We start from the raw sequence: 26,498 nt of genomic DNA, 5'->3' as shown, positions 1-26,498 counted from the left end.
GGGATAAGGGATATTAGACGTTAAACGCCGGTATGTGTCAAGTGCCAATGACCGCCAAACGCAAATAGCGCCGAATGCCGACACATGCCAAGCGCTATAAGCGCCAAGTGCCGATAGCGCCAAATGCAGTAAGCGCCCAGTGCCAATAAGCATGGCACTGGGAAAGGTGAAAGTATGTCATGGTTATGAATATAACCCGCGATGCTTAAAATATGTCATTGCGAGGAGCGAAGCGACGTGGCAATCTCCGCTTTGCAGCCCGCATTTCTTTGGTGGATCTGCTTTGGAGTTTGGGATTGCTTCGCTTACGCTCGCAATGACATGCGTTCCGTTTGCAATGATATTGCGTTCCCCTGTCTTTCTATTTGCCTATAAACCGTTGGAGGTTTTGCCTGTGCGCGAGAATAAGTGGAAGTTAATATTGGTCGGAATAATTTTTATATCTTTGCTGGCCGCGGGATATACAGCCTGGCAAAGGTACGGGCTGGAAGCGAATAATCAAAGCGTGGCCATGTCGGTGGTCTATGATGAGGCGGCTTCCCTGGCCCGGATGAACGGCCTGAGCACGGTGGATGTGTTAAATAAGTTCAAGGAACAGGGAGTCAACACCGTACTGATTAAAGAGCCCACCGTTAGTAGTGCCGAGGCTGACGGTGAATTGCTGATGCGTACCGGCAGTGAATTGCTGTTGCCGGGCAACGCTGCTATATGGCAGCAATTTGGCGAACAATTTCGGGCGCAGATTAAACCGGATCACCGGTATCTAATTATTCCCGACGCCGACGTGTTCCAAAGGATTCAGGGACAGCTGCAGGCCAAGAAAGTACCGATTAGATTTTGGGAAGGCGCGGCTGAAACGGGTGTTTATATTATAGAGGTTGCCTACAACTGGGGCCTGTTTGAACAAATGGGCCTCGGATTTCCGGCCGGGGCGGTGGAGGATGTCAATGCAGCCGGATTACAGGCCATGGTGCAGGTGCGTACCTGGAATCAGGTAACCCCGGAGGGCTTAACCTATGTTTTTCGGGAGATTAGAAAAATACCCAATTTATCCGGGGTATTGTTTAACGATCCGGTGCTGCCCGGTTTTCCCGAACAAGTAAAATTGCTTTCATATTTAATGAAGGAACTGCAGGTTCCCCTGGTGCAGATTGAGTTCACCAACCAGGTGGGCCTGTCGAAACTGGGCTTGCTTTTGGACAAGAACGTGGTCAGGCTGCACACACTGACCCTGGAGGAAGATAACAAGAAAAATTACGATCTGGCTGCCATGGTGGACCGGTTTAACCTGGCGGTCACGGAGCGCAACATCAGGGTTCTGCTTTTGCATACCTACATGAAAGCCGATATGCCGGATATGCTGGCCACGAATTTACAGCTGGCCGAAGAGGTTCGGCAAAATCTGGAGGCGGAAGGGTTGCAAGTGGGTGAGGCGTCTCTGCTGCAGCCCCTGGGGCTTTCCCGTTTGTTATTGTTTGTGGTCGGGCTGGGGGTCATTGCCGGGGTGATGCTGCTTGCTCTGTCAATGGGTTGGCCTGTGGCGGCCCTTGGCTGCGGTGTTATAGGCATTATGGCCTGGACCGGGTTACTGGCCGTGGATATGGTCGGCCTGGCCCGCAAGATAATGGCCTTTATTGCCGTGGTGGTTTTCCCCACCCTGTCCCTGATGCTCAATGTACGGCAGGGCGGGGCTTCGGTGGTCCATAGTGTGCTGTTATTACTGCGCACTTCTCTCTACTCGCTTGTCGGGGCGCTTTTAATGGTCGGACTGCTGGGCGATGTTGGTTTTATGCTAAAAATGGATCAGTTTACCGGGGTTAAGCTGGCCCACGTCGTCCCTTTGCTGTTGCTGGCAGTGATATTCTTTTTTAGGGGAGCAAAGGGCGGTGGCGGCTGGCAGCAGAAAGTGCGGGACCTTTTAGAGCAACCGGTGCTGGTCAAGTTTACCGTTGTTGGCGGAATACTGCTGGTGGCTCTGCTGGTTTATGTTTCCCGCACCGGCAACGAGTCGGCGGCCATATCCGATTGGGAATTACAGTTTCGCAGTTTGCTCGATAATATTCTGGGCGTGCGTCCCCGCACCAAGGAGTTTTTGCTGGGGCACCCGCTCATGCTGCTGTTGCTGTACCTGGGGTACCGGAACAATCAATATATGCCGTTGTTGTTGGGCGGGGCCATCGGCCAGATTTCTCTGGTCAATACTTATGCCCATATTCACACCCCCCTGCTTATTTCTTTGACCCGCAGCTTGCACGGCCTCTGGCTAGGTATTATTATCGGATTGGCGCTGATTGCCCTTTGGCGTATTGGAGAAAACCTCCTCATCACGCGCTGGGGCTGGTTGCGGGGAGATTAGCGGCAGTGCGCCGCACGGTGGCTTGGAAATCTTTCGTTGGTGCGGGACCTGAGCATAAAAATATAAAATTTTTACTGTACAAGGAACAACTTGCCGGATTAGGACGTCTAACTAATCGACAAGTCAAATTATTAAGGAGGGGTTATCATTTTGAAAAGGAAATTCATGGTACTGCTTATGTCCGGGTTTTTACTGTTGGCCTTGGGGGGTATGGCCGAGGCATCGGTGGCCAGCAAGCAAATTAAGGTTCAATACAATAATATAGTGATATACGCCGATGGAAAAGCAGTTAGCGTATCAGCCGACCAGGAGCCTTTTTTATTGAACGGAGTCACTTATGTGCCGCTGCGCGTGGCCGGGGAGGCATTAAACAGTACAATAAACTGGCAGGCTGAAACAAAAACCATTCAGATAATCGGTGGCGACACCGCGGCAACCAACAGCCTAAAATTACAGCTGACCGCAAAAGATCAGGAAATAACTAATCTGAAAAAACAAGTGGAAGACTTAAAATATCAACTGGATAAAAAGGACAAATACGATAAAGATGATTTAGATGGCTTGGAAGATGATTTGCTGGATGATTACGATAAACTGGAACGTGTGGCTATAGAGGATATCAAGCTGGACGGCGACGAGGATGATGTGGACGTAGAGATAGAAGTGGATTTAAGGGATTATGGCGACGAGTGGGAAGATTTAACGGACAGAGAAATTGAAGACTGGCTGGAGGACCTGACTGAATATATCCAGGATGAGCTAACTGAAGATACGGTGGTTAAAGGTGTGATCATCGATACACACGATGATGAGGAGCTTGTGAAATTCGATAAAGACGGTGACGACAGGCTGGACGTTGATTTTAAAGACGAAGACTACCGGGGTGACAGCGGTAATGCTTCCGATGTGGAAGATGAGCTTTTGAATGATAAATATGATGTAGACAATATGGAATTTATAGTATCCCAAATAAAATACGATAAAGATGATGACGAGGTTACCGTGTATTTGGATGCCAGGGATGATGACTGTTCGGAGCTTTGGGCGGATTCAAACAATAACACCATTAGAAATGATGTGGAAGATATTTGCCGGGACATAGCTGAAAAATTTGATGATGAGGATGTAAAAGTTGATAATGTAAGAGCATATTTTTTTGATGAAAACGATAAATCGCTGGACAGTTACAGATACGATTTTGACATTGAAATCCTTTACTAGGCGTTGAGGTATAGATTAATATTCGTTGGGATAACAAATTTAAACAACAGGGAACCGGATGCATACTCGGTTCCCTGTTATTTCCGGAGCCGGTTTAACCCGGCTGCAAAGGGCGAGGCTGGGTTCGGGGCGTGCCCGGGTATATAAGGAGTTGGCCGGGACAAGGTAATATGCAGGAAATATATCGGTTTTGTCGAAATAAAAGCATAAGTCCATCTGCTTGGATAAAATTTTTTACGCGGCGCTTTATTTCATGAAACATATGACCGGCTTTCTGCGTCGAAATAATATACCGGGTGATACATATGAAAGTTAAACTATTAAACGCATCAATTGATTGCCTTTCCATGGACCAATGTATTGACCGGGTGGCGGAATTGATAGAGCTTGGAGGTCCGCGCCGGGTAATCACTCTGAACCCTGAAATCCTTTACCGGGCCGTGCGGGCCGACCATGCTTTGCTGGAACTGGTAGGCAGAGCGGATCTGGTTACCGCCGACGGGGAGGGCATTGTCTGGGCCGGCCGGGTGGCCGGTACGCCGTTCCCGGAAAGGGTTACCGGTATTGATTTGATGCTGCGCCTGGTGGAGCGGGCCGCCGCCGAGGGGTGGAGAATATACCTTTTGGGAGCTGCCCCCGGGGTGGCTGAAGAAGCGGCAAAACAACTAACCATTCGCTTTCCCGGATTGCAGGTAGCCGGAACACAGCATGGTTACTTTAAGCCGGATGAGGAAGTCGATATTGTACAATCCATAAAACAAAAAGCACCGCGGCTGTTATTTGTGGCCTTGGGGGCTCCGGCCCAGGAAAAATGGATTGATCGCCATATTGACAGCATTGGCCATGTGGTGGCTGTTGGCGTGGGCGGCAGTTTGGACGTAATTTCCGGCCGGGTAGCCAGAGCGCCCCTGTGGATGCAGAAATTAAAAATAGAATGGCTGGGGCGGCTGATCAGTGAGCCGTCGCGCTGGCGGCGCATGTTGGTGCTGCCTAGATTTGCCTGGCTGGTGTTGAGGACATATCGTTTAGGTCGAAAATAAAAATGTTTTTCGGTATGCGCGATAATTACAATTGAATGAGACTTCAAAAAGATATATTATGTCGTTATAGACGTCCATGTTATTAACGCGATACCAGCGGAAGGATAAAAAAATAGCTTGGCCTGTCATGGCTATGAGTACAGTCTGCAACGCTTAAAGTCCGTCATGGCGGGGAGTGAAGCGACGAAGCCAATCGCCGCTTTACAGCCCGCATTGCTTTGGGGACCTGCCGCGCATTTGGGATTGCTTCGCTTGCGCTCGCAATGACAGTTGCAAGCATACTGGAAGAAAGTAACTTAAGTTTTTTTAGAATAAGTTGCCCCGTTAGTACGGTAAGCGGCGGCGAAAGGGAGGTGTCCTATCAGATATGTCCGTGAAAAGAAAAAGAAAGTTAAAAAGCAAACTGCGTCTTTTTATGTTTTCGCTTATTCTGGTCGGCCTGTTCGCCGGTGGTTTTGCGGCGGCCAATAATTTTTTGTGGCCTTTGATTGCCGGTGAGCCTCTGGTTGATCTTGATCCCACTGATGACGAAGCGGATAAGTTTGCCAAAATGCCCGGCATTAATGTGCTGATGATGGGGGTCGATGAACGCAGCGATGAAACCAGTCTGCGTACCGATACCATGATTTTGGCCAATATCAATAACAAGGATAACCGTGTGGCGCTGCTTTCCATACCGCGCGATACTAAAGTGAATCTTCCGGGTCACGGGGTGAATAAAATCAATGCGGCTAACGTCTACGGCGGTCCCGAACTGGCCATGGAAAAGGTGTCCGAGCTTACCGGCGTTGCAGTGGATTACTATGTGCTAACTAATTTTGGCGGATTTAAGGATATCGTGGACGCTCTGGGCGGGGTTACGGTTGATGTCGAAGACGACTTGAATTACGATGAAAAGGCTTACGGCGGTGCTTATAGTATTCATTTAAAAGAAGGCGTTCAGGAGCTGGATGGGGATAAAGCATTGCAGTACGTCCGTTTCCGCCACGATGGACTGGGAGATATCACCCGTACCCAGCGCCAGCTTAAATTATTGACAGCCATTGGTAATGAAACGATGCAAATAGGTACCATTACCAAGCTGCACAAGCTTGTTCCGCAAATATATAAAAACGTAAAAACCAATTTGAAGCCGGCGGAAATGGCGGCGCTGGCTAAGGCGGCTAGAAATCTCGATAACGTGCAAATAGTAACGCAAACGATGCCGGGCTGGTTTTTGGATGATGGGGCCAGCTATTGGTATGTGGACCCTGAAAAAGCCAGAGAGGTTGCCACGGCTTTGTTTGAAGAAGGTAAGGTCGTTGAGGTAGTGCAGGGGGCAATTTCAAACGATACGCCCAAACAAGTGGCTATGGAGTCGAACCGGTCCACAGGGCAGGAGCAGAGGAAGGCTTCGGACGCGGACGCTGATGCAAATGATGCCGATGATGCCGCCAAGAGTACTGATCCTGCCGACAATACCGGTACTGCTGAGACAGATGTTGATGAATCCATTGCCGGCGGTGAAGATAATGCCGGTGGCGACAGCGGCAATATAAGTGGGGAGCAGCAGCAGCCGGGTAATACATCGCCCCATACCTCCACCTCGACTGCACCCGATGAGGGTAAACAGGGGGAACCCGTTGAAAGCGGACACGTAGACATAATCATAAATCCATGATCCAAGTTGGGTTGGTATTCTCTTTGCCCGCTTGAAAACGGACATGTAGACATAATCATAAATTCCTGATGAGAGAAAATAAGCAGGGCGCAAGTAATTTCCAGCCGGGACTTGCGTCCTGTTTTTTTCGTTTTGTTTGGCCTTGCGGGAAAGGTGCGGATGTGTGCGCATTTTGGCATATTAAGATTCTGTTTTTGTCGGAAGGAGTTTCGCATACTGTCGTAGAATTAAATAGTTTTACATTTGGTTTTATATTATTCCAATAGTTGATAAAATATCCAAGATATGAGGGGGTGTTTGTTGGAGATTATTGAAAATGTAGTAGATGTGCTCACCCTGCTAGACGAAAGGAGTGAATTATGTGGTTAACAGGAAAAACATTATATCGGTTTTGATGGCGCTATCCCTGGTATTCGCTGTGGGCGGATATGCATTTGCGGCAGGATTTTCCGATACCTCGGGCCATTGGGCCGAGGGTCAAATCAACAAATGGGCGCAAAATGGTTTGGCCGGCGGTTATTCCGACGGCACTTTTAAACCTAATAATCAAATAACCAGAGCTGAATTTGTAGCTATGGTCAACCGAGCTTTTGGAATTGATACCAAGGGGTTTACCGCAGATTTTAGTGATGTGGCCGCGGGGCAGTGGTACTATGGCGATATAGCGGCTGCCAGTGCGTCAGGCTATACCGGCGGTTATCCCGACGGTACTTTTAAACCCAAGCAATCTATTTCCCGCCAGGAAGCGGCCAGTATTATGGTAAGGCTGCTGAAACTGGAACCGACCACGCAGGGGTTGGATAAATTTAAAGATGCCACCCGGATTCCGCAGTGGTCTCGCAGCAGTATTGGCGCCATTGCAAAGGCCGGTTTTATGGCCGGTTATCCCGACGGCACTTTCCAACCCGGCAAAAGCATTACCAGGGCTGAAGCGGTGGCTTCCCTGGACCGGGCCCGGGAAACGGCGCCGCCGGTTGAGGTTGAGGATGCTTTCCTGGAAGGAACCGTCACCCGGGACGATAAAGCCGTTGCCGGCGCCACCGTGCGCGTTTTCAAGGCTGATGGTTATGCAGTGCTGAAAGAAGCCAAAACCGATAGCAAAGGCTGTTATAAATTTGCATTAGCTGCCGGTAAATATGATATAACAGTGGTTACAGACAACAGCGTAGCTTATCAAAGCGACATCGTTTTAGCACAGGACAAAAGCGCCGCGGCGGATTTGGAGCTTGTGCCCGCGGCGGTTATTTCCGGTACTTTGAACGATAAAAGCGGCAGCAAGGTTAAAAAAGCTACAATGCTCTTTACCACCAACCCCACATTTGTTATTACCACGGGTAGTGACGGTAGTTTTACCGGGGCTGTGCTGCCCGACAAAAAATACGCCGTTCGGGTTTACAAACCGGGTAAAGAGGACGATGAGCCGGTACTTGTCGCCGAAGATGTGGCAGTAGGAGCTGCCGGCGCCCGTGACGTGGGTATCCTGAAAGCTCCGTTTAGCTTAACATCGGCACCCGGCGGCGGTGGCGGCGGCGGTGGTATCTCTAGCCCCACAATAAAATCTATCGACGATATCAAGGCTACAGTTGCCTTAAACGGTAGTTATAGTTTACCCGATAAAGTTACAGCTAAAATGAGCAACGACACAACCGAAGAGTTTGCTGTAACATGGGTGCCCAATACTGTATCCACTGATAAAGCCGGGGTATTCACCTTTGAAGGCACCATTAGCGGATATAATCAAAAAGCAAAACTGATCTTGAGGGTAGAAGCGCCGTTAGGCGATGACGTGACAGTAGATAATGAAGTTCCTTTGGCCTTTGAAGATGGAGTAACCGTTGACTTTACTAATATACCGAGTATTTCTGGTGGCGTAACCGTGACGGTTACCGAATGCGATGAAGACGATTATGAGACCCCCACCACCGGGCAGACGTTCGAGGTAGCGGGTAAGGTAATCAATGTATCACTTAGCTCCAACCTTGATTTAAGTGATGGGGTTGAAATAACACTGCCCTTTGAGGGAACTGCAAGTGACGGATTAGCTATCTTCTATTATAACGAAACTACTGGAGATTGGGAATGTGCCGATTCCACAGTGGACGAAGTTAATAAAGTAGTTAGGGCAACGGTATATCACTTCTCCAAATGGGGGGTTGTGAAAGCTGCAAGAGTGGAAGCGCCGGCGGCTTCTCCGCAGGCCGGAACGGTAGCCAAGGGTACCGAAGTCGTGTTGAGCACAAGCACGAACGGGGCCGTAATCTACTATACCAAGGACGGCAAAAATCCTATTGCTAAAAAACATGGGACTTTATATGAAGGACCGATTACAGTAAATGCAAACACCACTATAAAAGCCATAGCTGTTAAAAATAATATGAAGAACAGTCATGTGAAAACTTTTGAGTATACAGTCACGGAGCAAAATCCTCGTATTGATAGTATTACCAATGGAACAATTGATCAACAGAATAAAAAGATTATCTTAGATAAAAATCCAAGCAACTTATCCGATTCAGAGATTGAGCTGTATTCACCTTCCGGTGAAAGCATCTTGGAAATAAAACTTAACGGTAGTTTGCTTGGCAGTTGGAATTTTGAAAACGGTAGTAACGATATTGCACTGGGCAGCAGTATAGCGGGTGTTAATATCAGTCAAACCGCAGCTGCGCTGCTTGAAGTGGGTCTAAGTCATCAGGATGTGCTGGATGCCGTAAACTTCAGCCGGATGTTTGAGGCTATTAAAAATTCCTCAAGCAAACAAGCGTTTTATGAAAATGTTCTTCAAGAAATAATGGATATAGCAAATGATGACGAAAACTTAACTAATGATGCCAGAAAAGAAATATATGCAGCCTTGAACATTCCTGCTATCAATAATGCTGCCGATACGGCAACCAAGCAGAAAATCAAGGATATATTACAGCCTGCTGTAAATGTGTACAACAGCCGGGTTGACGATCCAAGCGATACAATAACCGTTAGCGATCTGGTTGGCAGTGATTGCGTAGACGTGTTGGCCGCGATTGACGCATCAACCTGCAAAGAAGACTTCTACAATGCTGTTAACATTACCGGTCTTTATGATGCCATAACTTCATCTGCCAACTACAGTGCCCTTATTGACGCTGTTAATGAGAAAGATGTTATTGAAGCTATAAGCGAAAATGCGGAAAAGACAACTATCATGGCCATGGCCCTTGTGGTTTACGACTATTTGGATAGCCTTGCACCGCCGGCTAAAGCAGAAATCCTAAACGCAGTCAATATTAACCAGTTGATGGTGGCGCTAAGCGATAAGACCGGTGACGATTTGAAGGTAATCGTTAAGGATGAGGCAAATACATCCAATCAAACTGTTTATACTGTAAATGTAGAGCAATAATTTAAGCTGTTTAAGTGGCTGTTGCACAACGAACCAAGTAGTTCGTTGTGCAACATTTTTTTGCTCTAAAATACAGAGGGAGCCCCGCTTATTATTTTAAAAAAGTAGTTAAACATGAATGCAGGGAATAGCATTGAGTACAGAGAATCCATAAGTGTATAATTGTAATTTTCGACGCTATTTCAAAGGAGGTATTTGTTTTTAATGCATGGTAAGAAATACTTAACGGTATTATTAACTGCGTTTCTGATGTTGGCTGCCTCGGGATATGCCTTTGCGGCCGGCTTTACGGATGTGAACGGCCACTGGGCGGAGAGTCAAATCAACAAATGGTCGGGAAAAGGACTGGCCGGCGGTTATGCGGACGGCACCTTCAAGCCCAATCAACAGGTGAGCCGGGCCGAATTCGTGGCGCTGACCAACCGGGCTTTTGGCATTAATAAAGAAGAAGCCGCGGCCGGTTTCGGAGATGTAAAGGCTGACGCCTGGTATTGCGGTGATGTGGCGGCCGCCAAGAAGGCCGGTTACATAGGCGGTTACACCGATGGCTCTTTCAAGCCCAACACCCCCATTACCCGCCAGGAAGTGGCCGGTATCCTGGTCAGACTGCTTGATATTGAAACTACCACCGAGGGCCTTAGTGCGTTTACAGACGCCGCTAAGATATCGGACTGGTCCCGGGGCAATATTGGCGCTGTGGCCCAAAAGGGGCTGATGCGCGGGATGCCGGATAATACATTTATGCCTCTAAAAAGCATCACTCGCGCCGAGGCGGTAGCGTCTTTGGACCGCGCCCTGGAATATGCGCCCGGAGGTCCAAAGCCGGTTGAGACACAGCCGGTGCGGGAGACCGGTCTGGAAGGTGCGGTTACTTATAACGGTCAGGCCGTTAAAGATGCTGCAGTTAATATATTTGAAGCCGGCAGCTATGAGGTGCTGAAAGAAACCAAAACTGACAGCGAGGGTAATTTTAAAGTTAAGCTTGAGCCTGGAAAATATGATATTACAGCCGTTACGGACTCGGAAATTTCCTATAAAAGTGATGTTGCGGTTGCCGATCAAAAGCTGACCCGGACGGACCTTGATTTAACCAAAGCTGCTGTGCTTAAAGGTAAATTAATGGGCGATAACGATAAGCCCATAAAAAAAACCACCATGTATTTTACAACCAATCCCACCTTTGTTGCTAAGACCGATGCCAGCGGGGCATTTGAGCTGCCGGTTTACCCTGGCAAAACCTATAAAGTTCGGGCCGTTGATCCGGACAATGAAGATGAAAAACCGGTAGTAGTAGAGAATGAATTGAAAGTGGAAGGCGCAGGGAGTCATAATGTTGATGCTATAGAAGCCTCCTTTGCTGGTGAAGTTGTTACGGTTGGCGGTGGCGCCGGCAGCGCTGGCGGCAACCAGGAAGAACCGGATTTATTGGTTAAATCCGTAACGTTTGTGGTTGACGGCAGGCCCGTTACGGTTCCCGGAGTAAATAATGTCTTTACAATTGATTTAACAGACTATAATGATACGGATATGTTCACGGAATTAACTATCAAAGCAACCACAAACGCGACCGAGGCCAGCATTTCCATGATGGGCTTTTCGGAAGAAATTAGATTAAATCAGGGTACTGCAAATGTTACCGTAAAGGATATTCTAGGTGCTCTTGATAGTGGGGAACCCGGTGTCAGTTTGCAATCAATGAGAGAATTCCTGGGTGATTCCCCCAACATGGATATTAAAATATACAGTGACGACGATGCAGAAGAAGTAACAGTAAATATTAAGCTGCCCCCTGAACATTAAATTTTTGCCATTTCAGAAACCTATGCCTTGGGACAATGAATATGGAAGAGATCGTTGCACAACGAACCAAGTAATTCGTTGTGCAATATTTTTTTTGCTCTAAAACACAGAGGGAGCGTCCGTTATCTGATGCTTACGTTTACCCCTGTCATCGCGAGGGGCGGCGACGCGGCGATCTCACCGGATCAAGCGAGGGCAACTCCGGACTGAGTGCTATACTTGCAATTATCACTGCGATACAGCGAAGATGTGCTAAAAAACCAATAGTTTTTGCCTATTCCGCGTGAGCAGGACCAATGGCTGGTTGCACAACCGCAGAAGTTAATAGATAATATATTCATCAATCTTTTGCGCGAAGAGGGTATCCCGTGGAAAATAAAACCAACAAAAGACATAACCGGGTTGTTATATCCGGTTACTACGGTTTCAACAACCTGGGTGACGAGGCAGTGCTCTATAGTATATTACGTTCCCTGCGTCACGACATCCCCGGTCTTACAATCACCGTGCTGTCCAATGACCCCGAGGCTACCGCTCGGGACTACGGGGTGCACGCGGTGGATCGCTGGAATATGCGGGAGGTGGCCGGGGTGATCCGGCGGGCGGATCTTTTAATCAGCGGCGGGGGAAGCCTGCTGCAGGATGTTACCGGTCCGCGAAGCCTGCTGTACTACCTGGGGGTGATTTGGCTGGCCCGGCTGTTTCGCCGGCCCGTGATGTATTATGCCCAGGGCATCGGCCCGGTGACCACCAAAACAGGCCGGCGGTTGGTGGGCATCACCACCCGGCGTGTGCAAGCCGTCACCGTGCGTGATGAAGAGTCGTTGCAAGACTTACGGGCCATGGGGGTGCGGCGGCCTGTGGAAGTGACCGCCGATCCGGTATTGGGCCTGCGTCTTGACGATATTGACCTATCCGCCGGAGCGGAAATATTGAAACGTTATGACATAACGGCGGGAACGGGCGTTGTTGGGGTTTCAGTGCGCCCGCTGCCGGGTGCGGTCATGTGGGAGATAGAGCTGGCCAAGGCCTGCGACCGCCTTGTCCGGGCGGGTCTGACTATAGTTTTTGTGCCCATGCACAGCCCGGCGGATTTGGTGGCCTCCCGGGAAGTGGCGGCGATAATGAAGGAGCCGCATACAATCATCAGTGAAAAGCTAACCGTGCCGCAAATGATCTCCTTGGTGGGCAATATGGACCTGCTGGTGGGCATGCGCTTGCATGCCCTGATATTTGCGGCGGTTTGTGGTGTTCCCCCGGTGGGTATCGCGTACGATCCCAAGGTGGAGCGGTTCTTAAGCCGTCTTGGATTGGCCGCCGCGGGAAAACCGGCTGAAATTCAAGGACAGGCGCTGGCGAACCTGGCTAAAATATACCTGGCCGACAGAGAACAGCTGGTGCAAGATATGGCACGAAAGCTTAACGATTTGCAAAAAAACGCCGATTATACAGTCCGGCTGGTGCGGAACCTGATATCGGGCGCTGAAATCTAAATCGAAAGCCAAAACCCAAACAGAAAAGCGCGGAAACCCGGCCCGCGGGGTGCGAACACATGCGAAAAATGTGGAAATCATGCAGGAGTCGCCGGTTTTCTGTTGAATTATATGCTATTGAAGCTTACGTGCTAAACCGGAGGTGGTTTATTGCCGGTGCGCAAAAAGAAAAAACGCAGCAGTAATAAGTTGCTTAACTCAAAGACTAAATGGATAGTTTTTACCGGCGCCCTGGTTTGTATGGCTGTTGTTATAGCCGTTAGCTTGCTGGGCAGTGATAATTTTCAGCCCATTTCCTATAAATCGCTGGACGGCAGTTCATCCGGCGCCTCATATGACGGTGATGCCGGTCCGGGCTGGGATGTGGAAGAATTAAAGCTGGACTGGCCTGAAAATGTTACTTTCACTCCCGAGGGAGATGTGGAAATATTCTATGATCCGCAGTCAGATAAAGCGGATAAAAAAAATATCGTAGAAAACACTTATATGCGGATCTTCACAAGCATGGAGAACCGGTACCGCCGGGAGCTGACTCGCCTGCTGGATTCAGCCACGGCGGATTATATTGCCGTTAAGAAGGGACAAAAGGACATTTCCATCGGCCGTTTGGCGCTTGAGTATATTAATGCCGGCAAACAACTGGAAAAGGATGCCGATCGGAACTTTGACAGAGTTCTGGGCGATTTGCGCTCTGAATTAAAGGAACAGGGATTACCCATGGATATGGCCGATCAGGCGCAAGAACATTATAAAGATCTAAAAAGTCAGCTGCGTAAAGATATGTTGCAGAAGGTGGCGAGATACGCCGGTGATTGATCTGCATATACATATTCTCCCCGGCATAGACGACGGTTCCCGGGATATGGAGGAATCACTGGAAATGGCCCGCTGTGCGGCTGCGGACGGGATCAAAGCAGTGGTGGCCACCCCCCATATAATGGTCGGCGTATATAACAACAGTAAAGAAAAAATACTGGATGCGGTGCAGACATTCCGCGGTCAACTGCAAGCCCAAGGTATACCTCTTGAAGTATATCCCGGAGCGGAATATATGCTGGACCCGGATATACCGTTGTGGCTGAAAGAAGGTCGGGCGTTAACTCTGTATGATGGAGGCAAATATCTGCTGGTGGAGTTTCCTGCCGCGGAAATTCCTATTTATGCCGATCAGACGTTTTTTGAAATAGCCCTGCAGGGTGTTACCCCGATTATTGCTCATCCTGAACGAAACAGTAAGTTTATGGAGGACCCTGATAAATTGTTATCCTTCATTGAAAAAGGCGCATTGTGCCAGGGCACGGCAGGCAGTTTCACCGGTTTATTCGGCAGCCGGGCGCGCCGGCTGGCTGTGGATTATCTGCTGGATGGCTGCTATCATTTTATCAGCAGCGATGCTCACGGAACCGACAGACGCTCCCCGGTGCTGTCCGAGGCTTGCCGGGTGGCGGAAGGTTACAGTACGGGTCTTGGGAAACTTTTAACCGGGGACAACCCGACCCGCTTGCTGCAGGGTCGCTCTCCTGTTCGCCCGCCTACTATAGAAAAACCGCCCCCCCAAGGTAAACTGGGATTTTTGAGCAGGCTGTGGCGGAGAAAAGATACCTTCCCCGGTAAGTAATCCGTATTTTTTAAGCGGGCTGTGGCGAGGGAAGAGACGCCTCCGGCCGTTAATGTGCGCCAATTACAGGTTATGGTACTTGGGTACCTTTACTTTTTATAGAGTATATGAGCAGTACAGTGTACAGGAGTGGTGAGGTAATGTCTGAAAAACCCGACTACGTTGAGTCCGATGTAATAGACCTGCGGCAAATATTTGAGGTGCTGAAGAAATGGCGCCGGATTATCATAATTATCACTATACTTGCGGTTTTTATGAGCGGCATAATGAGCTACCTGGTCATCGATCCGGTTTATGAGGCCAAGTCCATGCTGCTGGTAACCATGCCGGCCGCCAACCAGCAGTCGGCGGCTTTACAAAATGGGGACGACCTTGAATCGGTAATCAATACCATGTCGCGCTTGCCCTTTATGACCATGAATACATACGTTAGCCAGCTAACCAGCGATACCATATACCAGCGGGTAGTCGATCAGTTAAAGCTGGACGAACAGGGGTACACCGCCAAAAATCTGGCCGGCATGGTAAAGGCCGAAGTGGCCAAGGACAGTAATATCATTGAACTCAAGGTGCAGCATACCGACCCGAGGCTGGCCGCCGATGTGGCCAATGTGTTGGGTGAGGCATATTTGGCATACCTTTCGGAAAGAAACCAGAAACAGATGACCCGCTCTACTGATTTTCTGCAGGAGCAAAAGAAGGAAACCGATGAAAAATTAAATAAACTATTGGAAGATTACAGGATATTCAATTCCGATGTCCAGAGTGTAGATTATCTGCAAAAGCAATTTGCCAGCGTTACGGATGATTTAAATAAGTACCAGACCAGTGTGGATACGGCATATACGGAAGTAAGACAGCTGGAGGCCGGCGTGGCCAGTCTTAAGGCGAAGCTGGCCGGCACCCCGGAAACGGTAACTGCAACTAAAGCCGGCCAGGATGGAATGGAAGCGTTTGCTTCCGAGGAAATGAACCCGGTATATATTTCACTGTCGGAAAAATTAAATGAAAAAGAAGCCGAGTTGGCGGAAAAAACAGCCGGCCTGGCAGCTATGAATAGCACTATTGACCGGCTGCGGTCCAATCTGGCATCGCTGCAAACGGCACTTAGCAGCAAGCAGATTAAGCGGCAGCAAATGGACAATGAAATTGCCCGCCTGGAGGAAACCCAGAATATGCTGGCGCAAAAGATCACTCAAACTCAAATCGCCAGATCAATAGACATGGGTGAAACCAGTATTAACGTAGCGTCGCCGGCTCTGGTACCCGCCAAGCCGGTGAAACCCAATAAACAGCTGAATATGGCCGTGGCTCTGGTGCTGGGTTTGATGGTGGCGGTGGGTCTGGCCTTTGTGCTGGAGTTTATGGATAATACTATTAAGGGTCCCGATGACGTGCAAAAACACCTGGGGCTTGTCGTAATCGGCACCATACCGGTATATAAAAGCTCCGGCGGCAAGTCCGGAAGGGGGTTTTTAAATGTCCGAAAAGCATAGCCGGGCTGCTGTCTTCAGCAGTATTGATTCCCATTCACCGTTTGCTGAGGCGTTTCGAACCTTACGTACCAACTTAAGCTTTGCGGGAGTGGACAAGCCCTATAAAACTATATTGGTGACCAGTACGGTCCCTGCGGAGGGTAAATCCAGCACTACAGCCAACTTGGGCGTCGTGATAGCGCAAGCCGGGCAAAAGGTGCTGATTATTGACTGCGACCTGAGAAAACCTGTACAGCATCAAAACTTTTATTTAGATAATGCTGTGGGCGTAACCAACTGCCTGGTTAATGATTTAAAACTGGATAAGGCGATTCAGAGCACGGAAATGGCAGGTTTGGACATATTGACCTGCGGACCTATACCCCCCAACCCGGCTGAATTAATCGGCACAACTAAGATGGCGGCACTGATTGCCGCCGCCCGGGATGCTTATGATATTGTTTTGCTGGACTCGCCGCCTGTCATGACGGTAACTGACGCGTCGTTGCTATCCACTATGGTTGACGGGGTATTGCTGGTGGTGAAAACGGCCTCTACCAAAATAGAACTGGTGCAGGAAACCAAATCTCTGCTGGACAGGACCAACGCCAAAATTATCGGTGTTGTTTTAAACCAGGTGGACGTTAACGGCGGCAATTACTATTATTACTACTATTACGCCAAGGATGAAAAGAAAAATAGCATACCCCGGGCCGCTATATAAAATCAAGGCTGTATATAGCCTCCCGTGACTCTTAAATAATCGGGATCGCCGCCCATGCCGCCGGGTGTAAAATCAAGGCTATGTATAACCTTTGGCGGACTCATGCCTTGGAATAGCTGCGATATCGTCAAAGTCGTTATATTAGTCAATATTTAGTGTTTAATAGAGTCTGTCCCATTTATATGTTGTGAAAAAATTCAACAGTTACTGTTCACAGGTGATAAACGCGACGTGTTTTTTGTGCGTGTAGCGAGCGAAGGTCACAGAAAACCGGAGAATTGCAGTGCCAAAACGCTGTTTTTGCGTTTCGTATGCATCGCGAAGCGTGTTATTGCTAACGGAACTGCTGCTTTTTGCGGGGGAGTGAACAGTAACATTCAACTTTGACGGGACCCTTAGCAACAACTGTTTGTACTTTTAAGCATAGTCAATATGTGGGATAATAATAGTAGCTTCTTTAACTGCCGCTGGCAGTTTATGCGGCAAAATGATCCGGCATAATTGTAATGATATATGCGCCGGTAAGAATAAGAAGGGATGTTCCGAAATGGCCAACGGTAGTATGAATATAAAGGAAATCATGGAGATATTGCCTCACCGCTACCCGTTTTTACTGGTGGACAGAATCGATGAACTGGTGCCCGGCGTACGGGCCGTGGGCATTAAAAACGTTACTGTTAATGAGCAGTACTTTCAGGGGCACTTTCCCGGGCACCCGGTGATGCCCGGGATGCTCATTATTGAGGCAATGGCTCAGGTGGGTGCCGTGGCCGTGCTCAGCACCCCGGAATTTACCGGCAAGTTGGCCCTGTTTGCCGGCATCGACAAAGCCCGCTTTAGGCGGCAGGTTGTGCCCGGGGATGTGCTGCGCCTGGAAGTGGAGCTGCTGCGCGTGCGCGGCAGCCTGGGCAAGGGCAAGGGTACCGCGCGGGTGGGCGATGAAGCAGTGGCCGAGGCCGAGCTGCTTTTTGCACTGGTGGACAGGGATTAAAAGGGAACAAAGTAACCTCCTCCGGGATGTGAGTTTGGGTGCCGGGTGTTGAAAGTTTGGTGCCGGGTGCCGGGTGTTGAAAGTTTGGTGCCGGGTGCCGGGTGTTGAAAGTTTGGTGCCGGGTGCCGGGTGTTGAAAGTTTGGTGCCGGGTGCCGGGTGTTGAAAGTTGTAAAATCTTTGATTTTCAACTTTCAACACCCGGCACCTGCCAAAGCACCAGAAAGCCTAACATTAACCAGTCAACCAACTAGATAGCTAACGGCTGCCACAGCTAAAACCAGTCAACCAACTAGATAGCTAACGGCTGCCACAGCTAAAACCAGTCAACCAACTAGACAGCTAATGGCTAACACACCTAAAACCAGTCAACACAGCCAACACAACTCAAATATTGCCGTGCAGCGGGGATGAATGGACAAACTACGCGCATTTATAAGATATTTGAGCTTTTCGCTTGAATATTGGCAATAACTGCGCTTTGTGCAAACACCGTTGCTGGTGATAAAATGAATTGACTTTTCTTAAGCCGAATATTGACGGCTGGAGGGATATAAAGTGGAAAAATACATGCTGCCCCTGGTGCTGGCTCTTGCGCTGGGTTACTTGGTTACCCCCGGTGTGCGGGTGCTGGCGATCAAGGTGGGAGCTCTGGATCACCCCGATCCTCGCAAAGTCCACAGCGGAGTTATGCCCCGTATGGGCGGACTGGCCGTATATCTGGCCTTTGTCCCCGCGGTGTTGCTGCTCAGGTACATGCTGCCGGAATCGTCGCTGCCGGTATGGGGATTACTTGCCGGAGCTTCGCTAATGCTGCTGGTGGGGGTATTGGACGACATTCGCGGCCTGTCCCCGCGGGTCAAACTGCTGGGGCAGATTTTAGCGGCGCTAACGGTTATACAATTTGGTATCCAAATTCACTATGTGACTAACCCGCTAACCGGTCAATTGCTATATCTGGGTTATCTTAGCATACCGCTTACTGTTTTTTGGATAGTAGCCGTTGCTAACGCGATAAACCTGATTGACGGTTTGGACGGACTGGCAGGCGGTGTGTCATGTATTGCCGCCCTGACCATGGCCGCGGTGGCCTGGACACTAGGCACCAGTGGATTGCCGGAAGTGATTATGCTGGCGCTGATACTGGCAGCTGCGGTAATTGGCTTTTTGAAGCATAATTTTCATCCCGCCACAATATTTCTGGGTGATTCAGGGTCGCTGTTCCTTGGTTTTACCCTGGCGGTAATGTCCATAATGGGCTTGACCAAGAGTGCTACCGCAGTTTCGGTAATTATACCGCTGGTCATACTGGGGGTACCCCTGCTGGATACTTTCTTTGCGGTGATCCGGCGATATAATAAACACCGTCCCATATTCCAGCCTGACCGTGAGCACCTGCACCATCAACTTATGGCGATGGGTCTGAGTCACAGACAGACAGTGCTGGTCATATATGCTATCAGCGGCTTTCTGGGACTAACCGCTATAGTATTGAATCTGGTGAGCGGAGATCAGGCATTGATTATGTTGGTTGTACTGGCGATTCTGCTTATTTATCTGGCCAATCGCGTGGGGGTGCTGGGCGTTTCCCACAGGTGGGGCCGTGGAATAACTGACGAACATCGGCGCTGAATTTCTCGTGCCGTGCCCCTTCGAGGGGTCCACGGAATAACTGATGAACACCGGTCAAGGCGGTCCTCAAAAATGTAGGACCGCCTTTTTGGGTGCCGGGTGTTAAAATGTTGAAAATCTTAGTTTTTCAACATTTTAACACCCGGCGCCAATCGGGAAGGGAAGGAGTTTTAAGATTTATATGGAAGTACTGTAATTTAAGTAAATATAACATCTGCCACAGCGAGTCACCACCGCTTTGGGGTAATTTGCAAGATGTTCTAATGTAAGGGGGTATAACAGTTGCGTATCAAAAAAGCGGTTATCCCCGCTGCCGGTTTAGGAGTGCGATTTTTACCGGCCACCAAGGCACTCCCCAAGGAAATGATTCCCATCGTGGATAAGCCTACCATCCAATACATAATTGAAGAAGCGGTAAAATCGGGCATAGAAGATATATTAATCATAACGGGTCGGGATAAAAAGGCTATTGAAGATCACTTCGATAAATCTACCAGTCTGGAGAATCATCTGCGCAGCAAGGGGAAACAGGATTTGCTCAAGATAGTGGAGGAAACGGGCAGCCTGGCTGAGATTCATTACGTTCGCCAAAAAGAGCCCCGCGGGCTGGGACACGCGGTGCACTGTGCCCGCAGGTTTGTGGGCGATGAGCCTTTTGCCGTGCTGTTGGGTGACGATATTGTACATAGTGAAGTGCCTTGTCTGAAACAATTAATGGAGTTGTATGATGAGGTGCAGGCTTCGGTTATCGGTGTCAAGGAAGTTGCCCTGTCGGATGTAAGCAAGTATGGTGTCTTGGACGCCGAACCTGTTAAGGAAAATATCTACCGGGTGCGCAGCCTGGTGGAAAAACCGGCTCCTGAAGAAGCGCCCTCCAGGTTGGCCATTATGGGCAGGTATATCATAGAGCCCGGCATATTCGATATTCTAGCTCGCACCAGGCCCGGTGCGGGCGGGGAAATCCAGCTTACCGACGCGCTGAAAGAACTGGCCGTGCGAGGGGCCATGTACGGCCTGATTTTTGACGGCAAGCGTTACGACGTTGGCGATAAACTGGGTTACCTCAAGGCCATGGTGGAATTCGCCCTGAAACGGCCCGATCTGGCCGAAGAGTTTCGCGGTTACCTTGAAGACGTTGTAGCGCACAAAATATAACGGGATTAATCCTATAACTTTCAACCTTTCAACATCCGGCACCGGAGGGGTGCCAAGGAGGCGTGCATGCAGGTATTGGTTACGGGGGGAGCCGGGTTTATCGGCTCTCACATAGTTGATGCATTGATTGCCCGGGGGATACGCACTGCCGTACTGGATAACTTGTCCACCGGCCGGTTTGAGAATGTCGATCCCCGGGTGAATTTTTACAAGGGCGATTTGCGGGATGAAAAATTTGTGCGGGAAACGCTGCGGGCGGAAAAACCGGACTATGTTATCCACCACGCCGCCCAGATTGATGTGCAAACCAGCGTGGACGACCCGGCGACAGATGCCGCCATCAATATTATAGGGACCATTAACTTGCTGGAAGCCTGCCGCTCCTGCGGGGTCAAAAAAATTGTCTATGCTTCATCTGCGGCGGTATACGGCAATCCCCGCTACCTGCCCGTGGACGAGGAGCACTCTCTGCAGCCGCTGTCGGGCTATGGGGTGTCTAAACACACTGTGGAGCACTATCTGGCGGTGTACCGGGCGATTTACGGTCTGGATTACACTGCACTGCGCTACGCCAACGTATACGGCCCCCGGCAGGATGCCACCGGGGAAGGCGGTGTGGTGGCCACATTTACGGACCGGCTGCTGCGGGGCGAGCGGTGCCGGATTTACGGCGACGGCAGGCAAACCAGGGACTTTATATTCGTCGGCGATGTAGTCCGGGCTAATTTGGCCGCACTGGATATGGCCGGAGCGGCCAATTCCGGTATTTATAACATCAGCACCGGTATGCCTACGTCGGTTAATGAGCTGTACGATACTTTGCGTCAGATTACCGGCAGCAACCTGGAGCCGGAATACTGTCCGCCCCGGGCCGGGGATATCGAGCACAGTTATCTGGCCGAAAAAAAGGCAATCACCGGCCTGCGCTGGCAGGCCATGCACAGTCTGGCCAAGGGCTTGCGTGATACGGTGGATTATTACAGATAATAGAGGACGCACTAATTTACAAAAATGAAGGTTGATTTTTCCAAGAAATAAGCCAATTTGTGTTATAATGTAATAAGGGAATATTGAGATACGGGCCTCACCTGCCGGGGATGGAAGCATCCAAAGAAGGCGGTGAGGCAGAAATGATTCAAATATCAGACGCAATACAAGCTGTAATAGCCCTTATCCTTCTGCTAACCCTCGTCGTGCTAATAGCTGACCGACGGAAATAATTGAAGACCTCTGAAACTGCGGGAACAGTTTCAGAGGTCCTAGATAAAAACCTCGACAGTTGAGGCAACCCACGCCGTATTACCAATATTCCCTATTTAAAATAATAATATAACGATAACAATGAAAAGTCAAACCGGTGAATAGCAGGAAAAAATGAAACGCAGTGTCGAGGCTGACTACGTTGAGAGCAGCCGGATCTTTATTGCGGCGCTATATGCACATAAGCCGATATCCCTTTTGATGTCCGGAGAAGAACCGCCCCGTGAGCCGGACTGCTTTTTGCCCTCCTTTAACCGTTCCAAATAATCCCGGTACATATCCGTGCGGCCGGTACCCCCAATTCTGCCAAGCCTAAAATAAAAATCATCATGCATAATGTTTCAATCCCTTCTTATATGAATTCATGGCATGACTGGTGAAAAATGCATAAACAGGCATAACCCAGACAAAATAATGTTTGTACATAATACGCACGGCAATGGCAAAATATGTATACATATGTTATAATTATTCATTAGGAGAATTATTCACTGGGAATCCGGTATACAAATCTGCCACACTTAAAGTCCGTCATCGCTATGAATATAATCTGCGTGACAATTTGCGTGCGATACTTGAAGTTTGTCATTGCGAGGGGCAAAGCGGCGAAGCGATCCTCGCTTTATGGCCCGCATTTTCTTGGGACCTGCTTTGGAGTCTGGGATTGCTTTGCCGCGCTCGCAATGAGATTACCCGCACAAACAAAAGGATGGAAACATTTAGCGGGTTAATACACGAATTGGCACTATAAACACGGAAGGGGCTTGTTGGATTGAAAAAAATAAAATTTGGTACGGATGGCTGGCGGGGAATTATTGCCGATGATTTTACATTTGACAACCTGCGCATAGTATCGCAGGCTGTGGCCGAATACATTAACGGTCTCGACGCGGGGCATAAAGGGGTAGTGGTGGGTTACGACAACCGCTTTTTATCGGACCGGTTCGCCGATACCGTGGCGGATGTAATGATCCAAAACGGCATTAAAGTATACCTGTCCGGCGAGCCGCTGCCCACTCCGGTGACCGCCTTTGCCGTTAAAGTACATGAGGCAGCCGGTGCGGTGATGCTCACGGCCAGCCATAACCCGCCGGAATATAACGGATTTAAGTTTATACCCGATTATGCCGGGCCCGCGCTGCCGCATATCACCGGGGCTATTGAGGAAAATATCGCCCGTCTGCAGGGCCGGGCGGCTCAAATGTACCGGGGCGACCAGGAACAAGCGATGGAATTGGCCGCCGTCCTTAACGGAGCTGGTGCGGCCGGAAAAGCGGTTCGTGCTGGGGAACCTCGCGTTGCCGAGCGCATTATTATTGATCCCCGCGCGGAATATTTCGAGCATCTGGAGCAGTTGGTGGATATGGAGGCCATCGGCCGGGCCAATCTGCAGATAATGGTAGACCCCATGTACGGCAGCGGTATGGGTTACCTGGATGTGCTGCTGAAAAAGGCCGGCTGCCGGGTCGAAGAATGCCGCTGCTGCCGCGATCCGCTTTTCGGAGGCGGCATGCCTGAGCCCACGTGTGAAACCCTGGACGGAGTGTGCAGCTGGGTTAAGGGGGAGCAAGGCAGTCTGGGCCTGGCGCTGGACGGGGACGCCGACCGGTTTGGTATAATTGACTCCGGCGGAGTTTATATCACTCCCAACCAGTTCCTGCCCCTTTTATATCACCACCTGATAACGGTTAAAGGTATAGTCGGCCCGGTCACCCGCACCGTGGCCACCACCCACATGCTGGATCGCATTGCCGCCCGGCATGGTCTGCGGGTATATGAAACTGCCGTGGGCTTTAAATATATCGGTCAAAACCTGTTGGAAAAGGGATGCGTACTGGGCGGCGAGGAAAGCGGCGGCCTGTCCATAAAGGGGCATATCCCCGAAAAGGACGGTATCCTGGCCGGTATGCTGGTGGCGGAAATGGTAGCCGTGCATGGTAAAAGTCTGCTTGCCATAGCCGATGATGTATCGGAGGAATATGGCGTTCGGTTGTACAGCGAACGTTTGGATGTGCGCACCACGCCCTACAAAAAGCAAGCGGTCCTGGAGAAGCTGCGGCAATTCAGCCCGGCCGGACTGGCCGGAACAGAAGTAACCGGACGGATTGCTCTGGACGGTATCAAACTGGTGCTGGACAGCGGCGAGTGGGTCCTGGTGCGAGCCTCGGGCACCGAACCGCTGTTTAGAATTTATGTGGAATCCGACCGACAGGAGCGGATCAAGGAGTTGGGCCGTGAGGTTGCGGTACAACTTGGGCTGGACGGTTAGCGGTTTTGGCGTAGGTGCCTGGTATCAGGCGTAGGGCGTCTGGTTATCGGGTGTCGGCGCCGGGTGTTAGCGGCTCGGCGCCATCTATAAAGTGCAAAGCCCGGGCTGGTAGAAACTGCCCGGGCTTTTTGTCGAAACAATACTTAACAATTAAGTAAATTCTTCAAGAGATATAAAGGAATTTCCCAAAAAATAGCGAAGTAAGGTTTGATTGCCTTTATGGACATGGACACCCATGCCGCCAAACGCGGCACCATCAGAAAATGAAAACTACCGATCACTATTTTCAGGATAGGTAGGCAACTAATCTATAACTTAATTCGGCAAAATTATCCAATTGTATCAATATAATGTAGTATAATCGGTAAACTTCTCATAAATCATCGTATTATACACCATTCTATTAAGCAATAGGAAAATAGTCTTATTAAGTTGAGTAAAAAGTCCCGGTTAAGATTCAAATACATATTTTATGGCCGTCTTCATCACAGCACAGCCCGGCAGGGAAGGTATGCGGTATGGAAACAAAGTCTTAAGAGGTGTTAACTGGTGAACAATCACATGCGGTCAGCTCTTTTACTTATTTGTGATGTTTTTTTAATTAATCTGTCAATTATTATTGCCTATATGCTGAGGTTTGACAGCTTAAACTTATCCGGTACATACCTTTTGCAATATTACGAGATAGCCCCCATTGTCGTGTTTGTTTACCTGGTAAGCTTTTATGTCATGAAACTATATAACCGGGTATGGGCCTATGCCAGTATCGGCGAGCTATCCGCTATTGTGCAGGCGGTAACGCTGGGCAGCCTTGGCGTCATTGCTCTTACCTACCTATTGGAATACCTGCTGCCCCGCAGCGTTATTTTATCCTCCTGGGCTTTGTTGATTTTGCTGGTGGGCGGCTTCCGCTTAAGCTGGCGGGTGCTGGTGGAGCACAAAAAAGGCAACGGCCACCACGGTAAACGCACTTTGATTATCGGCGCGGGAGACGCCGGGGTATTAGTGGCCCGGGAACTCAAAAACCACGACAGCGGTCTGCTGCCGGTAGGTTTTATTGACGATAACATAAGCAAGCAAAAAATGCGGGTGCTGGACCTGCCGGTGCTGGGTACTCGCGAACGGATTCCCAACATAACCAAACGTCGCAATATCGAGACCATCATTATCGCCATGCCTTCCGCGGATTCCCAAACCGTCAGGGAAATCTTCGCCTTGTGCAAGGAAACCAAGCTGGAGGTAAAAATACTGCCCGGCATGTACCAGCTTATCGACGGGCGAGTATCCGTGAACCGTTTGCGTCCGGTTAAAATTGAAGACTTGCTGCAGCGCGAGCCGGTGGAACTGGGCCTGGGTGAAATATCCGGCTGCATCAAAGGGGAAACCGTACTGGTAACCGGGGCCGGGGGCTCCATAGGCTCGGAGCTCTGCCGCCAGGCGGCGGGCTTTGGCCCCAAAAGGCTGGTCCTGCTGGGCCACGGAGAAAACAGTATCCACAAAATATGGCTGGAACTGACCGCTAACTTTCCCGGACTGCCTCTGGGGATAGAAATTGCAGATGTGCGGGATAAAGTCAAGATTAATTGCATATTTCAAAAATATAGGCCGGGGTTGGTGTTTCATGCTGCTGCTCACAAGCACGTGCCCCTGATGGAAATGCATCCGGACGAAGCGGTTAAAACCAATGTATTCGGCACCAGAAACCTGGCCGAGGCGGCGGACAGCGCGGGCACCAAAACATTTGTAATGATATCCACCGATAAGGCGGTAAACCCCTCCAGTGTAATGGGGGCTACCAAGCGCATGGCCGAGCTTATCGTGCAGCACATGGCCCGGATCAGTCGAACCCGGTTTGTAACCGTGCGGTTCGGTAACGTGCTGGGCAGCCGGGGCAGTGTGGTACCCATATTTGAGGAGCAAATAAAAAACGGCGGCCCGGTTACCGTGACCGACCCGGGAATGCAGCGCTACTTCATGACTATTCCGGAAGCGGTGCAGTTGGTCATTCAGGCGGGTTCCATGGCTGACGGGGGCGAAATATTTATTCTGGACATGGGGCAGCCGGTGAAGGTAGTGGATTTGGCCACGGAAATGATCAGACTTTCCGGCTTGGAGCCGGATAAAGACATCAAAATAAAATTCGTGGGCATCAGACCCGGGGAAAAACTGTTCGAGGAACTGCTCACCGCTGAGGAAGGCTCAGCCGCTACCAGACATAAAAGAATATTTGTGGCCCACCCCTGCCCGGTGGAGATAGCTGCTCTGGAGCAGGAACTGCTGCTTTTGGCCCAAAACCCCACCCGACTTAAGGATGACGATGTATTCGCCGCCTTGGCGGCGGTCTTGCCTAATTTTAAGAGCTGCAGGCAAATGCGGGCGGTGTGATGGTATAGTTGTGACCAACCAAACTAACTATTTGATAGG

The 26,498-nt window shown here is 49.8% G+C and carries 18 protein-coding genes; 17 read left to right on the top strand and 1 reads right to left on the bottom strand.

Features of this window, described 5'->3' with window-relative positions:
* Positions 1–394: 394 nt before the first annotated feature.
* From ABDB91_RS19105 to ABDB91_RS19035, 15 genes are all read left to right on the top strand, one after another.
* Positions 395–2,356, top strand: coding sequence for a DUF5693 family protein (locus ABDB91_RS19105; RefSeq protein ID WP_347489307.1), 1,962 nt, complete (start codon positions 395–397; stop codon positions 2,354–2,356).
* A gap of 150 nt (positions 2,357–2,506) precedes the next feature.
* Entirely contained in the window at positions 2,507–3,577 is a 1,071-nt protein-coding gene (locus ABDB91_RS19100) for a copper amine oxidase N-terminal domain-containing protein (protein ID WP_347489306.1), read from the top strand.
* 305 nt (positions 3,578–3,882) lie between these two features.
* Positions 3,883–4,617 (top strand): WecB/TagA/CpsF family glycosyltransferase, encoded by a 735-nt coding sequence (locus ABDB91_RS19095; protein WP_347489305.1) that lies wholly within the window; start codon positions 3,883–3,885, stop codon positions 4,615–4,617.
* 367 nt (positions 4,618–4,984) lie between these two features.
* Positions 4,985–6,277, top strand: a complete 1,293-nt coding sequence (locus tag ABDB91_RS19090; RefSeq protein ID WP_347489304.1) for an LCP family protein — start codon at positions 4,985–4,987, stop codon at positions 6,275–6,277.
* A 361-nt stretch (positions 6,278–6,638) separates the two neighbouring features.
* Positions 6,639–9,659 carry an S-layer homology domain-containing protein gene (locus ABDB91_RS19085; protein ID WP_347489303.1) on the top strand — a complete coding sequence of 1,007 codons (3,021 nt, stop codon included), beginning with the start codon at positions 6,639–6,641 and terminating at the stop codon, positions 9,657–9,659.
* 204 nt (positions 9,660–9,863) lie between these two features.
* Entirely contained in the window at positions 9,864–11,459 is a 1,596-nt protein-coding gene (locus ABDB91_RS19080; protein WP_347489302.1) for an S-layer homology domain-containing protein, read from the top strand.
* A gap of 368 nt (positions 11,460–11,827) precedes the next feature.
* Positions 11,828–12,952: a polysaccharide pyruvyl transferase CsaB gene (gene csaB / locus ABDB91_RS19075; RefSeq protein ID WP_347489301.1), complete on the top strand. Its 1,125-nt coding sequence runs from the start codon at positions 11,828–11,830 to the stop codon at positions 12,950–12,952.
* Between the two features lie 150 nt (positions 12,953–13,102).
* The gene (locus tag ABDB91_RS19070; protein WP_347489300.1) at positions 13,103–13,768 is read left to right on the top strand and encodes a hypothetical protein; all 666 of its coding nucleotides are present in this window, start codon (positions 13,103–13,105) and stop codon (positions 13,766–13,768) included.
* Positions 13,761–14,570, top strand: a complete 810-nt coding sequence (locus ABDB91_RS19065) for a CpsB/CapC family capsule biosynthesis tyrosine phosphatase (protein ID WP_347489299.1) — start codon at positions 13,761–13,763, stop codon at positions 14,568–14,570. Before ABDB91_RS19070 ends, ABDB91_RS19065 begins: the two co-directional genes overlap by 8 nt.
* A 140-nt stretch (positions 14,571–14,710) precedes the next feature.
* Positions 14,711–16,066, top strand: coding sequence for a Wzz/FepE/Etk N-terminal domain-containing protein (locus ABDB91_RS19060; protein WP_347489298.1), 1,356 nt, complete (start codon positions 14,711–14,713; stop codon positions 16,064–16,066).
* Positions 16,050–16,769 carry a CpsD/CapB family tyrosine-protein kinase gene (locus tag ABDB91_RS19055; protein ID WP_347489297.1) on the top strand — a complete coding sequence of 240 codons (720 nt, stop codon included), beginning with the start codon at positions 16,050–16,052 and terminating at the stop codon, positions 16,767–16,769. Before ABDB91_RS19060 ends, ABDB91_RS19055 begins: the two co-directional genes overlap by 17 nt.
* Positions 16,770–17,316: 547 nt before the next feature.
* A complete protein-coding gene (gene fabZ / locus ABDB91_RS19050; RefSeq protein ID WP_347489296.1) occupies positions 17,317–17,760 on the top strand; it encodes a 3-hydroxyacyl-ACP dehydratase FabZ in 444 nt (147 codons plus the stop codon).
* Between the two features lie 556 nt (positions 17,761–18,316).
* Positions 18,317–19,390, top strand: a complete 1,074-nt coding sequence (locus tag ABDB91_RS19045) for an MraY family glycosyltransferase (protein WP_347489295.1) — start codon at positions 18,317–18,319, stop codon at positions 19,388–19,390.
* Positions 19,391–19,672: 282 nt separating this feature from the next.
* Complete coding sequence (gene galU / locus ABDB91_RS19040) at positions 19,673–20,545, top strand: UTP--glucose-1-phosphate uridylyltransferase GalU (protein ID WP_347489294.1); 873 nt, start codon at positions 19,673–19,675, stop codon at positions 20,543–20,545.
* A gap of 66 nt (positions 20,546–20,611) precedes the next feature.
* Positions 20,612–21,532: an SDR family oxidoreductase gene (locus ABDB91_RS19035; RefSeq protein WP_347489293.1), complete on the top strand. Its 921-nt coding sequence runs from the start codon at positions 20,612–20,614 to the stop codon at positions 21,530–21,532.
* 410 nt (positions 21,533–21,942) lie between these two features.
* On the opposite strand, the gene ABDB91_RS19030 is transcribed toward ABDB91_RS19035, so the two are convergent.
* Positions 21,943–22,140 (bottom strand): hypothetical protein, encoded by a 198-nt coding sequence (locus tag ABDB91_RS19030; RefSeq protein ID WP_347489292.1) that lies wholly within the window; start codon positions 22,138–22,140, stop codon positions 21,943–21,945.
* A gap of 437 nt (positions 22,141–22,577) precedes the next feature.
* On the opposite strand from ABDB91_RS19030, the gene ABDB91_RS19025 reads away from it, so the two are divergent.
* A complete protein-coding gene (locus ABDB91_RS19025; RefSeq protein ID WP_347489291.1) occupies positions 22,578–24,074 on the top strand; it encodes a phosphoglucomutase/phosphomannomutase family protein in 1,497 nt (498 codons plus the stop codon).
* Between the two features lie 549 nt (positions 24,075–24,623).
* A complete protein-coding gene (locus ABDB91_RS19020) occupies positions 24,624–26,459 on the top strand; it encodes a nucleoside-diphosphate sugar epimerase/dehydratase (RefSeq protein WP_347489290.1) in 1,836 nt (611 codons plus the stop codon).
* Positions 26,460–26,498 lie beyond the last annotated feature (39 nt).

The organism is Desulfoscipio sp. XC116 (assembly GCF_039851975.1).
Taxonomy (GTDB): Bacteria; Bacillota; Desulfotomaculia; order Desulfotomaculales; family Desulfallaceae; genus Sporotomaculum.
This window is presented reverse-complemented; position numbering and strand designations above follow the sequence as displayed.

Bases quoted from the DNA above. Each gene is read 5' to 3' on its own strand.
- ABDB91_RS19030 (WP_347489292.1), bottom strand. From the start codon at position 22,140: ATGCATGATGATTTTTATTTTAGGCTTGGCAGAATTGGGGGTACCGGC.
- ABDB91_RS19060 (WP_347489298.1), top strand. From the start codon at position 14,711: ATGTCTGAAAAACCCGACTACGTTGAGTCCGATGTAATAGACCTGCGG.
- ABDB91_RS19080 (WP_347489302.1), top strand. From the start codon at position 9,864: ATGCATGGTAAGAAATACTTAACGGTATTATTAACTGCGTTTCTGATG.
- ABDB91_RS19035 (WP_347489293.1), top strand. From the start codon at position 20,612: ATGCAGGTATTGGTTACGGGGGGAGCCGGGTTTATCGGCTCTCACATA.
- fabZ (WP_347489296.1), top strand. From the start codon at position 17,317: ATGGCCAACGGTAGTATGAATATAAAGGAAATCATGGAGATATTGCCT.
- ABDB91_RS19055 (WP_347489297.1), top strand. From the start codon at position 16,050: ATGTCCGAAAAGCATAGCCGGGCTGCTGTCTTCAGCAGTATTGATTCC.
- ABDB91_RS19095 (WP_347489305.1), top strand. From the start codon at position 3,883: ATGAAAGTTAAACTATTAAACGCATCAATTGATTGCCTTTCCATGGAC.
- ABDB91_RS19090 (WP_347489304.1), top strand. From the start codon at position 4,985: ATGTCCGTGAAAAGAAAAAGAAAGTTAAAAAGCAAACTGCGTCTTTTT.